Annotated in this window: 13 protein-coding genes; 9 read left to right on the top strand and 4 right to left on the bottom strand. The window is 56.3% G+C overall.

The window, feature by feature from the left end; genetic code table 11:
• Positions 1-13 precede the first annotated feature (13 nt).
• From EC836_RS23300 to EC836_RS23290, 3 genes are all read right to left on the bottom strand, one after another.
• Positions 14-757, bottom strand: coding sequence for an SDR family oxidoreductase (locus EC836_RS23300; RefSeq protein ID WP_123337647.1), 744 nt, complete (start codon positions 755-757; stop codon positions 14-16).
• Positions 757-2028 (bottom strand): MFS transporter, encoded by a 1272-nt coding sequence (locus EC836_RS23295; RefSeq protein ID WP_123337646.1) that lies wholly within the window; start codon positions 2026-2028, stop codon positions 757-759. The genes EC836_RS23300 and EC836_RS23295 overlap by 1 nt, the downstream gene beginning before the upstream one ends.
• A 73-nt stretch (positions 2029-2101) precedes the next feature.
• Complete coding sequence (locus EC836_RS23290; protein WP_123337645.1) at positions 2102-3214, bottom strand: alcohol dehydrogenase catalytic domain-containing protein; 1113 nt, start codon at positions 3212-3214, stop codon at positions 2102-2104.
• A gap of 314 nt (positions 3215-3528) precedes the next feature.
• Between EC836_RS23290 and rpiB the strand changes: the two genes are divergently transcribed.
• The 3 genes from rpiB (at position 3529) to tkt (ending at position 7240) form a co-directional block, all read left to right on the top strand.
• Entirely contained in the window at positions 3529-3987 is a 459-nt protein-coding gene (gene rpiB, locus EC836_RS23285) for a ribose 5-phosphate isomerase B (RefSeq protein WP_123337644.1), read from the top strand.
• Positions 3988-4220: 233 nt separating this feature from the next.
• The gene (gene tal, locus EC836_RS23280; RefSeq protein ID WP_123337643.1) at positions 4221-5171 is read left to right on the top strand and encodes a transaldolase; all 951 of its coding nucleotides are present in this window, start codon (positions 4221-4223) and stop codon (positions 5169-5171) included.
• Between the two features lie 68 nt (positions 5172-5239).
• Positions 5240-7240 (top strand): transketolase, encoded by a 2001-nt coding sequence (gene tkt, locus EC836_RS23275; RefSeq protein WP_123337641.1) that lies wholly within the window; start codon positions 5240-5242, stop codon positions 7238-7240.
• A gap of 791 nt (positions 7241-8031) precedes the next feature.
• Here the strand turns inward: tkt and EC836_RS23270 are convergent.
• Positions 8032-9120: a DUF1176 domain-containing protein gene (locus EC836_RS23270; RefSeq protein WP_123337639.1), complete on the bottom strand. Its 1089-nt coding sequence runs from the start codon at positions 9118-9120 to the stop codon at positions 8032-8034.
• A 1007-nt stretch (positions 9121-10127) separates the two neighbouring features.
• On the opposite strand from EC836_RS23270, the gene EC836_RS23265 reads away from it, so the two are divergent.
• From EC836_RS23265 to EC836_RS23240, 6 genes are read left to right on the top strand one after another with little or no spacing between them, the layout of a single operon-like run.
• Positions 10128-10574, top strand: coding sequence for a LuxR C-terminal-related transcriptional regulator (locus EC836_RS23265; RefSeq protein ID WP_123337637.1), 447 nt, complete (start codon positions 10128-10130; stop codon positions 10572-10574).
• A 50-nt stretch (positions 10575-10624) separates the two neighbouring features.
• Positions 10625-11188, top strand: a complete 564-nt coding sequence (locus EC836_RS23260; protein ID WP_233599400.1) for a spore coat U domain-containing protein — start codon at positions 10625-10627, stop codon at positions 11186-11188.
• 5 nt (positions 11189-11193) lie between these two features.
• On the top strand, positions 11194-11703 hold the full coding sequence (locus tag EC836_RS23255) for a spore coat U domain-containing protein (RefSeq protein ID WP_233599399.1): 510 nt from the start codon (positions 11194-11196) through the stop codon (positions 11701-11703).
• Between the two features lie 6 nt (positions 11704-11709).
• Positions 11710-12495 (top strand): molecular chaperone, encoded by a 786-nt coding sequence (locus EC836_RS23250; protein WP_123337631.1) that lies wholly within the window; start codon positions 11710-11712, stop codon positions 12493-12495.
• 2 nt (positions 12496-12497) lie between these two features.
• A complete protein-coding gene (locus tag EC836_RS23245) occupies positions 12498-14882 on the top strand; it encodes a fimbria/pilus outer membrane usher protein (RefSeq protein WP_123337629.1) in 2385 nt (794 codons plus the stop codon).
• Entirely contained in the window at positions 14879-15829 is a 951-nt protein-coding gene (locus tag EC836_RS23240; RefSeq protein WP_233599398.1) for a spore coat protein U domain-containing protein, read from the top strand. Before EC836_RS23245 ends, EC836_RS23240 begins: the two co-directional genes overlap by 4 nt.
• The last annotated feature ends 45 nt before the right edge of the window (positions 15830-15874 follow it).

Raw genomic sequence — 15874 nt, 5'->3', positions numbered from 1 at the left:
CAAAATTCTGACTTCAGCAAATGGTAAAGCCGCCATCGACCACCACGTTGGCACCGTTCATCATTGCCGCACCCGGGCTGGCAAGGAACAGCGCCGTAGCAGCAATGTGCGCTGGCTCCGCAAACCGACGCAGCGGGATCTGTTTTTTATGCGCCTCACCGGCTTCTCCGGCCCAGGCCTTCGCTCCCAGCTCGGTCAGCACCACCGTTGGCGAAATGGCATTGACGTTAATATTGTGCGGCCCCCACTCCAGCGCCAGCACCTGGGTTAGCCCGACCACAGCCGCTTTGCTGGCGCAGTAGGCGAGATGCTGCGGCAGTGCCACCACGCTGGCCTGCGAGGCCATATTGATAATGTTGCCGCTTTTCTGCCGCAGGAAGTGCTGGCCTGCCGCCTGCGAAACGAGGAAGGTTCCCTTCAGATTAATATCCAGCGTGCGGTCCCACGCTTCCTCGCTGAGGGATTCGGCAGGGGCCAGCAGCGCGACGCCCGCGCAGTTCACCGCAATATCCAGCCGACCAAAATGCCCCACGGTCTGCTCAACGGCCTGATAAACCGCCTGGCGGCAGGTAACATCAACCGCAAGGCCAATAGCCCGCTGTGCATCCAGCGTTCTGGCAACATCGGCTACCGCCGGGTCGCGATCGAACAGCGCCACGCTTGCGCCATGCTGCAAAAAACATTCGGCGATGGCATAACCAATGCCTGCTGCACCGCCGGTGATCAGGGCAACTTTGCCCGCGAGTTCTGTGCTCATCAGAGCGCTCCTTTCTGTTTGATTAACCGGGTGTCGGCGCTGGCCTCAGACGCGTCCCCCGTGGGTAACGTGACGAATTTCATCAGCACCGCCGCCAGTAGATAGAGACCGGTGTAAATCCAGATCACCCCGGCGGCACCAAACGGCCCGATAAACAGGCCAACCACCGCCGGACCAACAAACGTACTTAACCCGGCACCCAGGTTAAGAATCGACATCGCTGCCCCTTTATTTTCCGGTGCCAGTGACGGCATCAGCGCGGAGAGTGGAACGAAAGCGGCCAGGCAGGCACCAAACAGCCCGGCGATGGCGATAGTGGCCAGATAGTTTGCACCCAGCCACTGCGGCATATAGAAGAACAGCACGGTGGTCATAGCGCAGCCGATGCAGCCGAACCACATCACCACGTTGCGCCAGCCAAGGCCGTCGCTGATGATGCCGAACAGCAGATTAAAGATGATATTGACGCCCCACAGCGCGGCATACATATGCAGCCAGTCGGTGCGGCTAAAGCCGAAATCCATCATGTAAGTCGGCATAAACACCACGAAGCCGTAGGCCGCCGAGGTATTAATCGTGCGGACAATCCCTCCCAGGCCAATTTTAGGATTTTCAAAGGCAATGGTGATGCCCTTCAACACGTAGGCCAGCGACGGCTTTTCGCGCTGCGCTTCCGCATCGTCTTTCCCTCGATTGAGGAACAGCGCAATCATCGCGCCCAGCATCACGAAGATCAGCGCACTCCACAGGGTATGGATTTCTCCCAGTACCGGCAGCGCGATACTGGAGTACAGCACGCCGAGTACGCTCAGCCCGCCGCTGTAAACGAACCAGAAGATGCCTACCGCTGAACCCAGCCGTTCGCGCGGCGCTTCATACGCGACCCAGACCAGGAAACCGTAGGCAAACAGCGGGTAACCCAGACCGCGAAGCGCGTAGGTCGGGATCATCGTCATCAGGTGATTGCTCGGCAGACCGATGCTCAGGAACAGCACAGAACCGATCATAAACAGCACCAGTCCGATCAGCATCACGCGCTTTGCCGTGTAGATTTCGGCCAGCACGCCGGAAAACCAGGCGGCGATCGCGGCGGCAAAACCGTAAACGCTGAACAGCAGCGCGGACTGCTGCACGCTAAGCCCTTTTTCAATCAGGTAAGGCGACAGCCATCCCTGCTCCAGCCCTTCGCCCATCATAAAAATCAGTACGCCCGCGTAGCCCAGCATCAGTTTGGGTGACAGCCCCGTACGCGCAATCATTCGTTGTAACATTGTATCCTCCCGGTGTTGCCTTCAGGAGATGCGCCCGGAATGGCCCAGGACTGCCGCACCCGCCAGGCCTGGATCAGAGATTTGGATTAAGAACGACCTTGATCGAATCAACGCCGCGCTTCATCAAATCGAACCCTTCGGCGAAGCGTTCCAGCGGCAACGTATGGGTGACCACCCCTTCGGTTGGCAGCGATCCGTCTGCGATACCGTTAATGACCAGCGGGTAGCAGTAAGGTCCAAGGTGCGAACCGAGCAGATCCAGCTCTTTACGGTCGCTGATAATGCTCCAGTCAACGCTGACCGGATCCTTAAACACCGAGAACTCCACAAAGGTGCCGAGCTTACGGATCATCGTCAGGCCCTGCTCGACCGACTTCGCCGCGCCGGTTGCTTCGATGTAAATATCGCAGCCGTAGCCGTCGGTCATCTCCTTGACGATTTTTATCGCGTCCTCACGCGCGGGGTTAATCACCAGATCCGCACCGAAGGTTTTTGCCAGTTCAAGTCGACTGTCGGACAGGTCGAGCACCACCAGTTTTTCCGCGCCGGACTTCTTAATCGCACCGATCATGCCCAACCCCAGCGTCCCCGCCCCGGCCAGCACGACCACGTCGCCCAGCTTGATGTTGGCGCGCTGCACGGCGTGAAGCGAACAGGCGTACGGTTCAATCAGGATGGCTTTCTCAATCGGCAGATCCGCAGGGACGGCATAGTTGATCGCCTCTTTGGTAAACTTCATATACTGCGCCATGCCGCCGTTGACGTTGCTCTGGAAGCCGTAGAGATCGTGTTTTTCGCACATCCAGTACTGCCCGCGATTACAGAAGCGGCATTCCCAGCACGGCACGATCTGTTCGGAGATCACCCGATCGCCGAGGTTAAACTCCGTCACCTCATCGCCCAGCGCCACCACGTGAGCAATAAACTCATGCCCCGGGATCATTGGAGCCTTGATATAGGCGGGCTGCTTGTCATCGCCCCAGAAGCTCGGCGCACCTTCATAGGCCTTTACGTCTCCGGCGCAGATACCGCAGGCTTCGACTTTAACCAGGATCTCTTTTGGCCCGATGTTGGGTACATCCACTTCCTCAAGCCGGTAATCACCCGGCGCATAGGCCACAACCGCCTTCATTCGCGGCGGTATATCCGCAAGGCGTCGGTTTTGTTCTGAACATGTCTGGCACATAATCCGTCTCCGCTTATTGATCATTTGAGCGCTCATTGATTAAATGAACAGTACGCACAGCACGTCAGGAAGCCAACGATGGAAGATTAAAACTGTGACAAGCCTCGTAAAGCCGGATTTTTGAGAGTAAATCAGCAATACCAATCTCTTTTAATGTGATCTATCCCTCTTTTAATTTTAAACACCCGGTAAAAAGCATCAATCATATGAACGCATATTGAACATTTGTTTATTTGCGCATAGGGTAAGCACAGCGGTGGGGTCGATCCACGGGATCGCCAGCCACTTTCGTCACCTTCTTTTGGAGATCTGCTATGCTTTCTATTGCAATTGGCGCTGATGATGCCGCCATTGAGTTGAAAAATGCCCTGGTTGACTATCTTCACCAGTCCGGCTTTACCACTGTGGATTACAGCGCGGATGCACAGCACGACGGCGGATGTGCCTATCCTGATATCGCCTGGACGGTGGCACAAGCCATCAAAAATGGCCGCCATCTGCGTGGCATTCTGGTCTGCGGCACCGGCATTGGCATGAGCATCACGGCAAACAAAGTGCCCGGCATTCGCGCCGCTCAGTGCCACGATACTTACTCCGCAGAACGCGCTCGCAAAAGTAACGACGCGCAGATCATTACCTTAGGTGCCCGAGTTATCGGGGCCGAACTGGCAAAATCTATTCTTGCTGCCTGGCTTAATGCGGAATTTGAAGGCGGACGCTCAGCGCCAAAAGTTGAAAAAATCGGCTACTACGAGCAGCTTAACCGTTCGTAAAAGATGGGGGATATCTCCTGCCAGCCCTGGTATACGCGGGCTGCGGTGACTCATTGGGCACGCCCATTGCAACAATCAGAAAAAGCGCATTCCAGTTCATTGCCGCCTGATGCACTGTGATCCGCCTGAGATTATTTCGCAACAACCGCAGTACCCCCGCGGTTCAGAAGCGCATCGGGCGCATCTGTTACCGGCAGTCGGGTACAAGAATGCTTATCAAGGAGCTTAGAGAGATGAATCAGCTAGACGCACTGAAGCAGTTCACCACGGTCGTGGCAGACAGCGGCGACATTGAATCCATCCGCAACTATCACCCGGAAGATGCGACAACCAATCCGTCTCTTATTCTCAAAGCCGCCGGGCTGGATTCTTACAAACATCTGATTACCGACGCTATCGACTACGCCAAAAAGCAGGGCGGCAGCAAAGAAACCCAGATTATTAACGCCAGCGATAAAGTCGCCGTGAATCTCGGCCTGGAAATTCTGAAAAGCGTGCCGGGCCGCGTCTCTACCGAGGTGGATGCACGGCTGTCGTTTGATCGCGGCATGTGCGTCACCAAAGCGGAAAAGCTGATCAGAATGTACGAGGAACACGGCATTGACCGTTCGCGCATCCTGATCAAGCTGGCCTCCACCTGGGAAGGCATTAAAGCGGCTGAGGAACTGGAAAAGAACGGCATTCAGTGCAACCTTACGCTGCTGTTCTCCTTTGCTCAGGCGCGTGCCTGCGCCGAGGCGGGCGTATTCCTGATCTCCCCATTCGTTGGCCGTATTTATGACTGGTACAACAGCCGTAAGCCGCTTGATCCGTATGTGGTTGATGAGGATCCGGGCGTAAAATCCGTGCGCAGTATCTATGAATATTACAAACAGCACCGCTATAACACGGTGATTATGGGCGCCAGCTTCCGTAAAGCTGAACAGATTCTGGCGCTGGCGGGCTGCGATCGTCTGACCATTTCCCCTAATCTGCTGGAGGAGCTGCAAGCCAGCAATGCGCCGGTGGAGCGTAAGCTGACGCCGTCTACCGAGGCCTTCCATCAGCCTGCACCGCTGTCCGAAGCCGAATTCCGCTGGCAGCACAATCAGGATCCGATGGCGGTAGAGAAGCTGGCTGAAGGTATCCGCCAGTTCGCCGTTGACCAGCAGAAGCTGGAAGACGTGCTGGCCGCTAAACTGTAATTCCTCAACTCACCCTTTCCATCATCAGGGCGGATTACCTGTCCGCCCTCCGCATTTCGGGAGCATATATGTCTTCACGTAGAGAACTGGCAAACGCCATCCGCGCTCTGAGCATGGACGCCGTGCAAAAAGCAAAATCCGGTCACCCCGGCGCGCCGATGGGCATGGCGGATATTGCAGAAGTCCTGTGGCGTGAGTTCCTGCATCACAACCCGACCAATCCGGCCTGGGCCGATCGCGATCGCTTTATTCTCTCCAACGGCCACGCCTCGATGCTGCTTTACAGCCTGCTGCACCTCACCGGCTACGATTTACCGATGGATGAGCTGAAAAACTTCCGTCAGCTACATTCTAAAACGCCAGGACATCCGGAAATCGGCTATACGCCGGGCGTTGAAACAACCACCGGACCGCTGGGCCAGGGTCTGGCTAACGCGGTGGGTATGGCTATTGCTGAACGCACGCTGGCAGCACAGTTTAACCGCCCGGATCATCAAATCGTTGACCACTTTACCTATGTGTTTATGGGCGATGGCTGCCTGATGGAAGGCATCTCCCATGAAGTCAGCTCCCTGGCCGGAACGCTGGGACTGGGCAAGCTGATTGGTTTCTACGATCACAACGGCATTTCCATTGACGGTGAGACGGACGGCTGGTTTACCGATGATACGGCGAAGCGCTTCGAGGCCTATCACTGGCATGTGATCCACGATATTGACGGGCACAACCCTGAAGCGATTGCCACCGCGATTAAAGAAGCGCAAAGCGTCACCGATAAACCGTCACTGATTATCTGTAAAACGATTATCGGCTTCGGCTCACCCAATAAAGCCGGCAAGGAGGAATCCCACGGTGCGGCGCTGGGGGAAGAAGAAGTTGCCCTGACGCGAAAAGAACTGGGCTGGAAATATCCACCTTTCGAGATCCCGAAAGATATTTATGCTCAGTGGGATGCGAAACAGGCCGGCGCCGAACGCGAAAAAACCTGGAACACTCGCTTCAACGCCTATAAAACCGCGCACCCGGAACTGGCGGCGGAATACAGCCGTCGGATGAGCGGTGGCATGCCGGAAAACTGGGAAGCTGAAACGCAGAAATATATTCAGCAACTGCAGGATAATCCGCAGAAAATTGCCAGCCGCAAGGCCTCGCAGAATGCACTGGAAGCCTATGGCCCGCTGCTGAAGGAATTTTTAGGCGGCTCAGCCGACCTGGCACCGAGTAATTTGACTATCTGGTCGGGTTCAAAATCGATTAAGGAAGACAGCGCAGGCAACTATATTCACTACGGCGTACGCGAATTTGGTATGACGGCGATCGCCAACGGCATCGCTCATCACGGCGGTTTTATTCCCTACACCGCCACCTTCCTGATGTTTGTTGAATATGCCCGAAATGCGGTGCGTATGGCGGCATTGATGAAGGCGCGCCAGGTTCTGGTTTATACCCACGATTCTATCGGGCTGGGTGAAGATGGCCCAACCCACCAGCCGGTTGAGCAGCTGGCCAGCCTGCGCGTAACGCCAAATATGAGCGTCTGGCGTCCGTGCGATCAGGTTGAGACGGCGGTGGCGTGGAAGCACGCCGTTGAGCGCCATCACGGCCCGACCGCGCTGATCCTGTCGCGTCAAAATCTGGCTCAGCCTGTGCGCAACAAGGCCCAGCTGGAGAATATTTCGCGCGGGGGGTACATCCTGAAAGACAGCGAAGGTACGCCTGAGGTGATTTTGATTGCCACCGGTTCCGAGGTGGAAATCACCCTGGGTGCCGCCGAGAAGCTGACCGCGAGCGGGCATAAGGTCCGGGTGGTTTCCCTGCCCTCTACCGATTTGTTCGATGCGCAGGATGCCGCCTATCGTGAGTCGGTGCTGCCCTCACAGGTTACGGCTCGCGTGGCGGTTGAAGCCGGGATTGCCGATTACTGGTTCAAGTACGTCGGCCTGAACGGGGCGATTGTCGGGATGACCGGTTTTGGCGAGTCGGCACCGGCTGAGAAGCTGTTTGCCGAGTTTGGTTTCACGGTGGAAAATATTGTCAGCCATGCTGAGGCGCTGCTGAAACCGCATTGATGTGATGTTGCGAGGAGTGACGTTTGTGCCGTGTTGCTTGCATAGTCTGGAGTTAACGCGGGCGGGTTGTGCCCCCGTTCGAGCGGGTCCTCGCGCCGCTTACGCGGTACCCTCTCTCCGATCGTCAGCCTTAACGGACCGGCCCAGACGCGCGTCCTGCGCGGCTGGGCCTTTCGCTCACTTCCCTGTGAGCGAATCCTGGCTTCCTTCCTGCGTTCAGCGCTGTGGATTGCTCGCTCGGGGGCACAGCCCGCCCGCTTTCTGACTTCAGTTTTGTCTGAATGAAAAGACACCCCTGGCTTACTCGCTGCGCTCGGCGCTACGGATGGACCGTCCGCCACACCCCTTTGCTTTTCACCTTCCGCATAGTCTGCCCGATCGCGGCAGTCACCCGTTTTTTATCGGTTACTTTCCACGCAGCGATCGCTTGGTGATGCAGTTGAACCGGTCAATTCAATTACCGGACGATAACTATTAAAAGTAACGTCGATATTAGAACGGATTCAGCCTCTGCGGCTGGCGGGCAATCCGCAGCGCTGAGGTGCAGGCAGCGGGACCGGAGAGGGCCAGCATGGATGCTGGGCTCAGGCGGGGCGCGGGCAGGACGCCCGCTCCACGCCGATCCGACAGACCCGCTGCCGGAACCGAAGGCACCACGCAAAGCGTGGCGCGAGGACCGCCAGCCAGCCGCAGAGGCTGACCCCCTGGCACAACAGCAACAGCAACAGCAACAGCAACAAAATCGCAAATCATAGAGGCTGAACCCGAGGCACTATCGCCTACAGCAAATTTTATGGCTCAAGCTCAACGCTGCCGCTGGGCTGATTCTCCACCCGACTCACCCACAGCGTCGGCCAGCGATCGCTGCTGTTCCATGCATCGCAGGTACTCTCCTGTGCGTACTCTGACAGAACGAACTCCCGCCCGTTGAACTGCCAGCGCGTCGCGACTCCGCAGTCGCCCAGACCGCGCGTTTTACTGAACGTCAGCAGCTCACCGCTTACCGCATCATATTCGGCATTGATCGGCTCAAGCTGACGATCGCTGCGGCCGGGAGGAGCAAACGGCAGCGTCAGCGTAATGTGTTGCGGAATATAAGGAGGCTGGCGTGTGATCTCAAAAGCCAGATCGATAATGTTATAAGCCCCCATTTCGCACCCCACCAGCAGTAATGCCTTGTCATCCGTCAGCGGCGACACCGACACCTCGCGCCGCTGCATATCCAGCGAACAGCTGTCGCTGTTAATCTGCAGACTGCCAAAATCAATCAGTCCACGGGTTTCATCCGGGGTTAACGGCTGCGGCGGCCGCTCCGGCTGATAAATCTGGGGTATAGCAGGTGCCGCGGGGACATCCCATCCCGGACGATCGCCGCGACGTACCCAGGCGCTGTCGCCATTCACCCGCCCCTGTACTTCATCCATCAGCAGTAATGCCGCCTTCAGGCCCTTCAGCGGGATCTGCGCGTCGGCGCGGTAAAGCAGCTGCAGCGTACCGGAATCCATGATCTGGGCAAGGAATTCATTGATTGAGATGCGGTGATCGGTAACGAGGTGGTGGGGCGTCGTTTGCCAGTGTTTCAGATCCAGTCTCAGGCGCTGATCATCCAGCAGCAGATTATCCTGTAAAGGCCCACCGGGCAGTTCGCCGGTGTAACGATTGCCGTAATCAATGCGCAGAAGGGGACTATCGCCCTGCCCGGCATGCCGGGCGATAGTCATCGCCAGACCATTATTACCGGGCAGGCTGCGCGCTTCGCAGCTGTTAAGATTGTTACAGGTAATCTGCCAGCTATCGAACGTCTTTTGCAAAGGCTGCGCGTAAAGCTGGGTTGTGAGGAGCAAAGGAGCCAGCGACAACCATTTCATACAGTAAAACATGGATGGGGTCCCTGGTAAGGTGGGCTGCGTTATCGCACAATCAACGGGTAAGAATATGATGGTAGGACTTTACCCGTACCTCAATCAGATTTATCGGACTGTCGCAGTAGTGAGAATAACTCGTTAACTCCCTGCAACCATGCCAGAAATTTCTGCCATCGCGCCAGCGAGAGCAGAAAAATGGCAAATCGCCACTCGACCCGCTGAATAATGAATTGATTTGTGAACGCGCTCACTCTTGTTTCTTGCTCGCGAGATAAATCCGCCAACATCTGGAGCGTGATCGCGTTTTCGCCCCCCGACTTAGTCTACTTTTTATCCTAAGATGATGCGTATCCGCGCTGAAGATCGTGCAGTCTTTCTTAAGAATCACCCCCAAACACATCAATAACAGAAATCGATGCAACTAGTTAGCAACGGAAACTAATTAGTTGTTTATATGAATGACTGGATCTAATTCAGAATATGCTTAATAATTATCTCTATTGCCACCCCCTCCTCTGTTTCTGGCACGCAGATTTTGCTCATCACGAGTCGGTATCGCTATATCTAGGAACATTCCTATGTTCACAAATGTAAATATTTCTTTAAATTAACGTTAACTATGTTGCTAGCAAACCCTCCCCTCATCACAACCTGGTTTTTTAATCCGCATAAAGATCTTTCTCCAGGATTTTCCAACATAAAATACCCGACAAGCACAATTAAAGTTCCGTTTTGTAATTTTTACTGATGAAGGCTGTTAAAGGAAAATTTTTATAACTAAATTGTTCTTATAAATAACAGCCAAGTCAGCACGCCAGTGCTTAACCTGTTGTCGGCGGTATGATGATAAAAAAGTAGCACTACTGGACCCCGATTCATTCGTCACCGCGGGGTTACGTGAAGTTGTTAGTCAATCTTCAAACTATTTATTGTTGGCAAATCTGAAATCATTTTCAGCTTTACAACTGTTGTTGGAGATAGGTGACGTAGATATTGTTTTCACTGAACTTTATGACAGCGAAATGGATATTATCGCCGGAATAGAATTTATCCGAGATAATCGCCATCACTGGAAAAAAGTTAAGCTTATTATTCTGACCAGCGTTGAAGAACCGGGGTTAGTGAAATACCTGACGAGCATGGAAGTTCAGTGCTATTTCTCCAAGCGCGATAATCTGACGGACATTATAGCCGGACTGAATCAGCAGGACCGTATTAAAAATAGAGTCAGCCCGCGTCTCTATACGCAATTGAACAGCGAGAATCCATACCGTACGCCATTAACCATGGCGGAACTGAATGTCGCCTGGCTACTGGCCAGAAATAATACGGTGATTACTATCTCGAAGCAAATGAACGTCAGTTATAAAACGATACATACGCATAAAACGAATTTAATGAAAAAACTTAACATCGCTGATATGCCGCAGCTGATGAAATATTTATCTGTCCAACATCATTCCTGTTAATTGTTACACACAGCACGCCTATGGGCATCACTACGATAATGAGGATAGTTATGAAAAAGAATAAACTGTTATTATCAGCGTTAACTGCGGCATTATTAAGCACCGCGGCTATTCAACCGGCATCCGCAGTGGACACCGGTTCATTAACCGGTGAAATCGGCGTTCAGGTTATTATCGGTTCGGCGTGTACCGTCGGTAATGGTGATGGTTCTACCGGAACCAATAAATGGGGTACGCTGGATTTCGGTACCTATGCCGATTTGAAATATACCATTGACGGCAGCGTGACCGGTGCTGACGGCAGCGGTGCCGTCACAGTGACCTGCAGCGCTGGCTTAAGCCCAACGCTGACGCTGGACGGTGGCCTGTACGGTGACGGTACGGTGCGCAGCGTGTCATCCAACGGCGGTACCACACTGGTTCCTTATCGTCTCTACTCCGACAGCGCGCGTACGACCGAGATTGATGTTGGCGATACCATTAGCCTGACGGCCAACGGCACCGCGCAGAACATCCCAATCTACGGCCGCATCCTGCCTTCCGACCAGGGTTCCAATACTTCTCCGGCGGCCGGAACCTATGTTGATACCGTGATCGCCACTCTGGCCTGGTAATCAACGTGCGCCTCTGTAGCGTTCTGCTACTGGTGACAACCTGTAGCACTGCCAGCACCGTTACCGATACCTTCACCGTTTCAGCCACCATTACCAACGGCTGCATTTTGGGTACCACCACGGCCAGCACGACTCAGTTAGGGACTATCGATTTTGGCACCGTGGGCGACCTCAGCAGCAACGTGGATGTAGTGAGCAGCAGCGGATCCGGTTCGGTGGTGGTGACCTGTACACCGGGCACCGCCATGTCGATTGCTCTCGACTACGGCCTGAACGGCGGCAGCAGTAGCGCTCGCTATATGAGTAACAGCACAAGCAGCAATAAGCTGGCATACCAGCTCTATCGGGATGCCAGCCGCAGCACCGTATGGGGAAGCGGGGCACTGGCTTACAGCATTGCCTCGTTCCCGGCAACCACCCAGACTTTCCCGGTTTATGCACGACTCTTGACCTCCGGCACCGTTCCGGCCGCCGGCACCTATAACGATACGGTTACCGTGACTCTAACGTGGTAAAAAAACATGAAACTCAAAACAGGGTTGTTATTTTGCGCGCTCTGGCTAACCGCGCTGTGTCCACAATTTGCTCTGGCCGCCAGCTCGGTGCTGGTATGGCCGGTCTACCAGGTTATTGAAGCTGACCAACAGGGCTCGGCGCTGTGGCTGGAGAATCGCGGCAGCTATCCGGTCAGTTTGCAGGTTCGCGTGTTGAGCTGGCAGCAGCAGGATCAGCGCGATCGCTATGCCGATCAGCAGGATGTGATTGCCAGCCCGCCTTTTGCCACCGTCGAACCGGGAAAGCGCCAGCTTATTCGCCTGATGCGCACCGTGACCGTTCCGGCCGGTCGCGAACAATCCTATCGCATCGTGATTGATGAACTGCCCGGCTCGCTGCCGAAAGAGATGCAGGAGCATGCCGGACTTCAGCTGCAGATGCGCTATCTGCTGCCCCTGTTCCTTGACGGTGAAGGGCTCTGGACCCAGGAACGCAGCGATCGTAAACGCGATGCCAGCACGGCCACCCGCCCGCAGCTGAGCTGGACGTTCAGCCAGCGCGAGGGCAAAACCTGGCTCACCGTGCGTAATCAGGGTGTGGTTCATGCCCGACTGAGCAATGTCTTCTGGGGAAGCAGCAATAAACCGGAACAGGCGTCGCTGCGGTTGTCCGAAGGCTTCCTGGGTTATGTGCTGCCGGGGCAAAAGATGTCGTTCCCGCTGCCCGCTAAACGCCAGCCTTCCGGCGGGCAAACGCTCTATGCTCAGCTGGCGGATAATACAGCTCCGGTGGCCATTCAGGCCGCGAACTGAGTATGAGAAAACGCACCCCTGCCGCCCTGAAATTGACCCGGCTGACGGTGGCGATAGCAATCATCCTGATGCCGGACGTACGCGGCCTGTATGCCGCTGAATATGATGCCATCCCCGCCGCACCGCGGGCGATGAACAACACTGACAGCTATACGCTCTATCTGACGCTGGTGGTGAACGGCCAGCCGGACGACCAGATTGTCCCGGTGCAGGCGCGCGGCGAGCACTATCAGGTTGAGGCTGGAGCGCTGACGCGGAACCACGTACGCGTTGGCGGCCAGACCGGGCTGATTGACGTCACTCTGCTGCCCGAGGTGAAAACCCGCTATGACAGCATGCAGCAAAAGCTGATGCTGACGGTGCCGGATAACTGGCTGCCGCAGCAGAATATATCGGGTGAAAATCTGCTCGGTTTTACGCCTGCGCAAAGCTCAACCGGGCTGCTGTTGAACTACGACAGCTACAGCCTGCACAGTGAAAATGGCCAGAGCTACACCGCAACCTGGCTGGAACAGCGCCTGTTCGGCACCGCCGGATCGTTGTCCAATACCGGCACCTGGCGCAGCTGGTGGTCGGGGAAAAGCGACGATGCCGCCGATGGCTACCTGCGCTATGACACACTGTGGAAGTATAACGATGAAGCCAATATGATCGCCTGGCAGGCCGGTGACGTGATCAATAACTCGCTGACCTGGAGCAACTCAACCCGGCTTGGCGGGGTGCGCGTGGCGCGTAACTTTAGCGTGCGCCCCGATCTGGTGACCTACCCCCTGATTAACTGGTCCGGCAACGCCGCCCTGCCCGGCAGCGTCGATCTGTTTATTAACGGCTATAAGGCCAGCAGCAGCAGTATTAATGCCGGGCCATTTACCCTCACCAACGTGCCCTATATTAACGGTGCGGGAGAAGCCACGGTGGTCACCACCGATGCGCTGGGCCGCCAGGTTTCCACCAGCGTGCCGTTCTATGTTTCCAACCAGCTGCTGCGCGAAGGGCTGAGTGATTTCGATTTAACGGCGGGTGCGCTGCGGCAGAACTACGGTATTCGCAGCGCAGACTATGGCGATGCCGCGGCCAGCGGCATCTGGCGCTACGGCCTGAACAACAGTTTTACCCTTTCCCTGCATGCGGAAGGTCGTCCGGGGCTTCAGCTGGGCGGAATCGGCGGCGATGTGGCAGTAGGCCGCTGGGGCACACTGAGCACGGCGGTCAGCCAGAGCCGGACGGATGACAACGGTTCCCAGTACGTGGTGGGCTACTCCTATTACACCTCATCGTTTGGCCTGGCAATGCAGCACCTGCAGCGCAGTGAAAACTACAGCGATATCAGCACCTGGGACACCTCTACCCAGCTCAGCCGTCAAGCGGATCAGGCCACGCTGAGCTTTGCGCCTCTGGGCGCGGGCGGCGGCACCGTCGGCCTCGGCTATTTCGACATTCGCGCCAGCGATAACAGCCGCACTCGGCTGGCAAACCTGTCATGGAGCCGCAGCCTGTGGGGTTCAAGCAGCCTTTATCTGGCGCTGAATAAAACCCTCGGTGAACAGGGCTATAACGCGCAGGTGCAGGTGATCGTGCCGCTGGATTCGGGGGCCAGCCTCAGTACCGGCGTACAGCGCAGCACCAGCGGCGACTACAGCGAACGCATCAACTTTAACCGCAGCGCGCCGGTCAGCGGCGGACTCGGCTGGAACCTCGCCTATGCCAACGGCAACAGCGACTACTACCAGGCCGACGCCAGTTGGAAGTTCAGTCAGGCCACGCTGAGCGGCGGCGTCTACGGTGAATCGAACAATAACAGCCAGTGGGCCGATCTCAGCGGCTCCGTGATCTGGATGGATAACGCGCTGTTTGCCACTAACAAGGTCAACGATGCATTTATCCTGGTCAGCACCGACGGCTACCCGGACGTGCCGGTAACCTTTGAAAACCAGCTGACCGGTAAGACCGACGATCGCGGCCATTTACTGATCCCCTGGGTCAGCGCCTGGTATCCGTCGAAAGTGGCTATCGATCCGCTGGATCTGCCGCTGGATGCATCGCTTCCGCAAATTGAATCTCGCGTGGCGGTTCGGGAAGGTAGCGGCACGTTGGTGAAATTCCCGGTCACCACGGTACGTTCAGCCAGCCTGACGCTGCTCGACGGACAACGGCAGCCGCTTCCTGTGGGTACGCCGGTGACGGAAACCCACAGCGGGCAAACTACGATGGTCGGCTACGGCGGCAAAGTCTGGCTTAGCGGGCTGGCGGCCAGCAATGAGATTGTCGTGAAGCGGCCTCAAGGAAGCTGCCGTCACGGCTTTAAGATAGACGCACCGGGTAAAACATCGCCCCTGTTCGCCACCTTTGTCTGCCCCGACAATTCTTCAGCGGAAAAACAGCCATGAAAATGCACGCGATCCTGCGCCTGGTGTTAGCCAGCCTGCTATTGCTGACCAGCGGCCTGAGCTATGCAGCCTGCAGCGCCTCATCGAGTACCTCGACCTTTGGCGGCATCAGCGCCTTCACCTTTGCCAGCAGCGCGCAAACCATTACCACCGGCAGCGGCTTCGCCTGCACCAGCGGCAGCCTGGTTTCCCTGCTGGCGGAGAACACCGTGACCGCGACTATCAGCAGCTCGCAGCATCCGGTTGGGACGTCGCCGCAGCTGTACAGCGCCACCGGTGCCACGATCCCCTACTCGCTGTGCAAGGACGCCGCCTGCGGTACCACCTATAACGTGGGCAGCACCATTACCTGGACCGAACGTTCACTGCTGGGCCTGCTTGGGCTGTTCAACGCCCCGGACAGCACGCTGCCGCTGTATCTGCGATCGAGCGCCGGGATCAACATTCCCGCTGGCGTCTACACCGATACGTTGACGATAAACTGGCATTACAGTATCTGTTTTCTTGGCGTGCTGGGACTGTGCGCCTATACCACCGGCGATGCCACCTCAACCATCACGGTGACGGTGACGGTGATTAATGACTGCTACATCGACAGCGCGCCGGATGTGGAATTCGCTTCCGCCGCCCTGCCGTCCGAATTCAAAACCGTCAACAGCGCGCTGAGCGTCCGCTGCACGCTGAATGCCAGCTACAGCGTCAATCTGGCCAGCGCCAACGCCACCAGCGGCGACTGGCGGCAGATGGTCAGCACCACGGGCAATAACTATTTGCAGTATCAGCTGTATCAGGCCGGGGGCGCGGCCTGGACCAGCACCAATAATCTCAGCCAGACCGGCAGCGGCACGTCGCAAACCATTAACTATACGGCGACGATTAATCCGACCCAGGCCAGCCCACCGGCGGGAACCTACAGCGATGTGGTCACCGTCACGGTGACCTATTGAAGGCGATGTGCATTAACGTTAAAAGTGGAGCCAGCCTGTTAAAGG

This window comes from Erwinia sp. JUb26 (genome assembly GCF_003751505.1).
Taxonomy (GTDB): domain Bacteria; phylum Pseudomonadota; class Gammaproteobacteria; order Enterobacterales; family Enterobacteriaceae; genus Erwinia.
Note: the sequence above shows the minus strand (reverse complement) of the source record. Positions and strands in the feature narration are given on the sequence as shown.

Excerpts from the sequence above, each read along its gene's own strand:
- EC836_RS23300 (WP_123337647.1), bottom strand. The coding sequence starts at position 757 with ATGAGCACAGAACTCGCGGGCAAAGTTGCCCTGATCACCGGCGGTGCA.
- EC836_RS23295 (WP_123337646.1), bottom strand. The coding sequence starts at position 2,028 with ATGTTACAACGAATGATTGCGCGTACGGGGCTGTCACCCAAACTGATG.
- EC836_RS23290 (WP_123337645.1), bottom strand. The coding sequence starts at position 3,214 with ATGTGCCAGACATGTTCAGAACAAAACCGACGCCTTGCGGATATACCG.
- rpiB (WP_123337644.1), top strand. The coding sequence starts at position 3,529 with ATGCTTTCTATTGCAATTGGCGCTGATGATGCCGCCATTGAGTTGAAA.
- tal (WP_123337643.1), top strand. The coding sequence starts at position 4,221 with ATGAATCAGCTAGACGCACTGAAGCAGTTCACCACGGTCGTGGCAGAC.
- tkt (WP_123337641.1), top strand. The coding sequence starts at position 5,240 with ATGTCTTCACGTAGAGAACTGGCAAACGCCATCCGCGCTCTGAGCATG.
- EC836_RS23270 (WP_123337639.1), bottom strand. The coding sequence starts at position 9,120 with ATGTTTTACTGTATGAAATGGTTGTCGCTGGCTCCTTTGCTCCTCACA.
- EC836_RS23265 (WP_123337637.1), top strand. The coding sequence starts at position 10,128 with ATGGATATTATCGCCGGAATAGAATTTATCCGAGATAATCGCCATCAC.
- EC836_RS23260 (WP_233599400.1), top strand. The coding sequence starts at position 10,625 with ATGAAAAAGAATAAACTGTTATTATCAGCGTTAACTGCGGCATTATTA.
- EC836_RS23250 (WP_123337631.1), top strand. The coding sequence starts at position 11,710 with ATGAAACTCAAAACAGGGTTGTTATTTTGCGCGCTCTGGCTAACCGCG.
- EC836_RS23245 (WP_123337629.1), top strand. The coding sequence starts at position 12,498 with ATGAGAAAACGCACCCCTGCCGCCCTGAAATTGACCCGGCTGACGGTG.
- EC836_RS23240 (WP_233599398.1), top strand. The coding sequence starts at position 14,879 with ATGAAAATGCACGCGATCCTGCGCCTGGTGTTAGCCAGCCTGCTATTG.